Source organism: Rhizobium sp. PEPV16 (assembly GCF_008919455.1).
Taxonomy (GTDB): Bacteria; Pseudomonadota; Alphaproteobacteria; order Rhizobiales; family Rhizobiaceae; genus Rhizobium; species Rhizobium leguminosarum_Q.
The window spans coordinates 1-2,755 of the sequence record NZ_VSZV01000070.1 but is presented as its reverse complement, the minus strand read 5'-3'; the positions used below and the strand labels follow the sequence as shown (position 1 = coordinate 2,755).

Sequence of the window (2,755 nt, the reverse complement as noted above, 5' to 3'; positions counted from 1 at the left end):
GGAGCCTGCCGGGTTGAGCGCAAGCAGCTCGGGGCCGCGATGCTCGGCGCCGGGATGGAAATCCACCGGGCGTAGTTCCAGTTTCACGCCGGTCAGCGCCGCCATCAGGCGCACCTTGTAGCAACTCGGCGAGAGAATATAGTCGTAGAGCTTCATTGCGCCACCAGCTGTGCGCCATAGGTATAATTGTGGCGCTTCAGCCAGCGCCGGTAGGCGATCGATGTCAGATCGGCCCGCGTCGGGATTTCCATGCCGGGGTCGAGCGGCAGGAGCCGCGGGATCTGGTTTTCGAGGATCGAACGGTCTTGCAGAAAGATCGTCTGCTGGAAATGGATGAGGTCGGTCATCGCGGTCTCGTCGTCGAAAAGCGCCATCCACGGCCAGACGTCGCACAGGTCCTCGGCCAGCGGCTGCACGAAGAGCGTGATGACATCCCATTCGCTCGGGCGCGGCGGGCAGGTCTTGTAAAGCACGGAGCAGGTGGGCGCCGGCACGCGGTACATGTATTCCGTCGTGATCCCGCCGCTTGCCGACTTGGCGGCCTGCGGCTGGTAGAATTTCACCTGCGTTGCCCAGACCTCGTCTTCTTCCTCGCGGATCTCGACCTTGTAATTCTGGACCTCCGTATGCGGCTCTGCGCCGAGAATATCGGTGTGGACAAAGGGGAAATGGGCGATGTCGAGGAAGTTCTCGACGGCACGGAGCGGCGAGCAGCGCACGCGCACCACGCCGACATCGACGAAGCGGCGGCCGGGCTGGTCGGCCTCGGGAATGGGGAAAAGTTCTTTCTTCGGCGCGCCGAGGGAGGACCAGACATGACCGTAACGCACGCGCACCGGCAGAATACGCCCATCGCCGGCCGTCACCTGCGCATTGCCATCGGCATCGCGCGCCACGTCGATCGGCTCGCCCATCAGCGCCGTCTTGCGGCCGGCGCTGTCGAGCTGGCTGAAAAGCCCGACCGGATACCATTCGTCGATCATCGCCTGCATGGTCATTGCACGATCTCCTTTTTCTGAAGACCCTCGGCCCGGCGCCGCAGGCTTTCGGCGGCCCGTGAAGCACCGATGCCCGCGGCAGGGCCGGCATTCCCCTTCAGCAGTACATGGATCAGCGTCTGTCCGTCTTCTTGGGCGGATAATAGCAGACAGATGGTCCCGGTGGATGCGTCGATCTCGACAAGACCATCGGGGCTCGCCTTGCTGCCGGCCGCCGCCTCGATCGCGGCGATGCCGGCGAACGCTGTCAGGGAGCGCAGGGGAATGAGGCCCTCGAGCCTCGGCGGCTTCGATACGGGCGTGCCCACGGCCACCCAGATCACACTGTCCGCTTCCTCGACATCATGGGTGGCGACGCGGATGGTTTCCGGTGGCGTCAGCCCCGGATGGGCGGGGATGCGCAGACAGTTTCCGGCCTGTCCATAGCTCCAGCCGTGATAGATGCAGGAAAGCGCCTCGCCGCGCACGAAGCCGTGAGACAAGCGCATGCCGCGATGCGGACAGCGATCCGCCGATGCCGATATGCGCCCCGAAGCGCTGCGCCACAGGGCAATTGATCCGGCTGCCGTCCGCACCGGCATGACGGTTCCGGCCGGCAAATCCCGGGAGAGGGCGACTGGCGTCCAAAAGCCCGTCGTATCGGAAGGCATGACTAGAATTCCCAAACAAAACCAGATGCTTGCCGATCAAGTCCCGCGTCGGCGCCGCGGCAATTCCGCCGCAACCCTATCAGGTTTGCATAATTATTTCGCATTGGCAACATTGAGTAAATAATATGCACGGAGGAAATATCCTACAGCCCGGCACTAGGTCTTTTCGCGCTGAGCGCCGTGCGTTCTATCCTCTCGACCCATACGTCGATGGGCCCGAGAGAGCATCCCATCTCCATCATGTCGATCAGTTCTTCCGGCCCGGCAACCTCAAGTTCGATCCGCTGGGAACTCGTATGAGATATGGTGTGCGAGAGCCCAAGCTTGGCGGCATGACGCCGGATCCAGGGAACGAAGGAGGCAGCCTCCAGATCACCGACAATCGTCATCCGCTCCAGGGGATGGCTGGTATCTTGTTCCGTCACCATAATGCTCTTCCTTGCTCTCCAACAGCATAGCGACGGAATGAACTTGCGGAAGGGGTCATCGGCAGAGGCAAGCTCGCCACGTGCAAGTCAGCGCACTCCGAGGTCCCGATGCGACCTGCGCAGCTTTGCAGGTGTGACGTGATAGGTGCGCCTGAACCAGTTCACGAGATAGGCGAATTCGTGAACCCGGATGGTTGCACGGTCAAGTGCATGAAGTATATGAGGCAAATGGCGTTGTCAGCTTCCCTGATGCCGAGCCGGCTCCTGCGGTGGCCAAATGGAGCGCCGTCTTTCGCTTTCTTTTATCATGGTGTGTCTTGTCGCGGCGGAGCGTCCGAACTTGGGGGTAGGGCATGACAGGTCAAGCGATCAGCGCGACGTCAATCGTTGTCATGTCCTACGCCGGCCGAACCGGATCGGCGGCTCGGCCACCGTCCCAGTCCCATGAATTACCGCCCGCCTTCCATTTTGCGATGGCGCTGGTTGGTGCCGCCCTTGCCGTAGGGGTAGTCGAACGGCTGGGGCGCACTCACATCGTTCAATCTTGCCATCTCGTCGTCGGAAAGCTTGACCTTCATCGCGCCCAAATTGTCGGCGAGCTGTTCCGGCGTGCGGGCGCCGAGGATCACGGACGTGATCGCCGGCTGCGCCGCCGTCCAGGCGAGCGCCACCTGCGCCA

Annotated in this window: 5 protein-coding genes; all 5 read right to left on the bottom strand. The window is 62.4% G+C overall.

The window, feature by feature from the left end:
- A partial coding sequence (locus tag FY112_RS00700; protein WP_348642713.1) for a glutathione S-transferase N-terminal domain-containing protein occupies positions 1-156 on the bottom strand: 156 nt, incomplete at its 3' end.
- Positions 153-998, bottom strand: a complete 846-nt coding sequence (locus tag FY112_RS00695; RefSeq protein ID WP_025398345.1) for an aromatic ring-hydroxylating dioxygenase subunit alpha — start codon at positions 996-998, stop codon at positions 153-155. The genes FY112_RS00695 and FY112_RS00700, both read right to left, overlap by 4 nt.
- Complete coding sequence (locus FY112_RS00690) at positions 995-1,648, bottom strand: Rieske (2Fe-2S) protein (protein WP_131709532.1); 654 nt, start codon at positions 1,646-1,648, stop codon at positions 995-997. The genes FY112_RS00695 and FY112_RS00690 overlap by 4 nt, the downstream gene beginning before the upstream one ends.
- Before the next feature lie 143 nt (positions 1,649-1,791).
- Positions 1,792-2,076 (bottom strand): acylphosphatase, encoded by a 285-nt coding sequence (locus tag FY112_RS00685; RefSeq protein ID WP_179040398.1) that lies wholly within the window; start codon positions 2,074-2,076, stop codon positions 1,792-1,794.
- 449 nt (positions 2,077-2,525) lie between these two features.
- Positions 2,526-2,755 (bottom strand): aldo/keto reductase (locus FY112_RS00680; RefSeq protein WP_181018115.1); only part of this gene is annotated, 230 nt, incomplete at its 5' end.